At 53.3% G+C, this 1,307-nt stretch carries 1 protein-coding gene; it reads left to right on the plus strand.

Annotated elements, in window-relative coordinates:
- Positions 1 to 50 precede the first annotated feature (50 nt).
- Positions 51 to 1,285 (plus strand): IS3 family transposase gene (locus tag MHK05_RS11810; RefSeq protein WP_167315507.1). Its coding sequence is split into 2 segments (ribosomal slippage): positions 51 to 339 and positions 339 to 1,285, totalling 1,236 coding nucleotides; the frame shifts between segments, so codons are not numbered across the junction.
- The last annotated feature ends 22 nt before the right edge of the window (positions 1,286 to 1,307 follow it).

Here is a 1,307-nt window from a genome sequence, read left to right on the forward strand (position 1 = left end):
TGAAGTGTCCCAGGTTTTGTTCCGTCTGAGTAGATGGGAAAATCTGGAATATGCCAAGAAAATTTGACCAGGATGCGAAGGACCGTGTGGTCCGTCTTGTAGAGGACCGTATCTTGGCGGAAAATATGTCGATGCAAGCCGCGTGCAAGGCAGTAGCTCCAAAGTTGGGGGTTTCATGGCACACGGCTCGTCAGTGGACCCAGCAGGCCCGTCGTGCGGGAAGCATCCCAGAACCTGTGCCTGAAGACTTGGCCGCGGAAAACGCGAGGCTACGCCGTGAAAATCAAGAGCTACGCGACACCAATGAGCTACTGAAGGCTGCCTCGGCTTTTTTCGCGTCGGAACTCGACCCAAAACGTCGGAAATGATCCGGTTCATCGATGAGTATCGGGATCGTTTCTCCATCGAGTTCATTTGCGAGACGTTAAACACCCACCGTGTTGGCGGTTTCATCACGTCCCGTGGATACCGCCAATCAAAAGCCCGTGGTATGAGTGCCCGCAGTCTTCGTGACGCTGCTCTAGTCGCGCACATCGCCGAGGTCCATGAAGAAAATTTTGGCGTCTACGGCATCCGTAAGATGTGGCATACTCTGCGCCGTGAAGGAATCGACATTGGCCGTGAGCAGACCGCACGCCTGATGCGTCTTGCTGGAGTCAGAGGCAAAGGTAAAGGTAAGTCTCCTATTACTACCCGCAAGCCGAAGGGACCAGATCTGCGTCCTGATTTAGTTAATCGCAAGTTCAACGCCCCGGCACCGGCCCGATTGTGGGTGGCCGATATTACTTATGTGCGCACTAGAAAAGGATTCGTGTACACCGCTTTTGTTACCGACGTGTTCTCCCGAAGGATCGTCGGGTGGGCACTATCTGATTCAATGCGTACCGAGGCGCTGCCGCTGCAGGCGCTTAATCAGGCGATTGTCAGCGCGAAGGAAACAACGGGGCTGATTCATCATTCAGATCATGGCTCACAGTACGTCAGCATTGTCTACAACGAACGGCTGGCTGAGTATGGAATTGCTGCCTCTACCGGGACAGTAGGAGATTCCTATGACAATGCTTTGGCCGAAAACGTCAACGGTTCCTACAAAAATGAGCTGATTCATCGGCGGTCGTGGGACAGCGTGGTTGACGTGGAGATCGCGACGTTTGAATGGGTTAATTGGTGGAACGAGGTACGGCTTCACCAAAGTCTCGGCTATCGCACGCCAGCTGAGGTTGAGTCAGAGTTTTGGGAAACCAACCCGGCCCAAGAAATAATGGAAATCAAGGCAAATGCCTAGGAACAAAACCCGGGACACTTCA

The sequence above is a fragment of the Corynebacterium nasorum genome (assembly GCF_022347325.1).
Taxonomy (GTDB): Bacteria; Actinomycetota; Actinomycetes; order Mycobacteriales; family Mycobacteriaceae; genus Corynebacterium; species Corynebacterium kefirresidentii.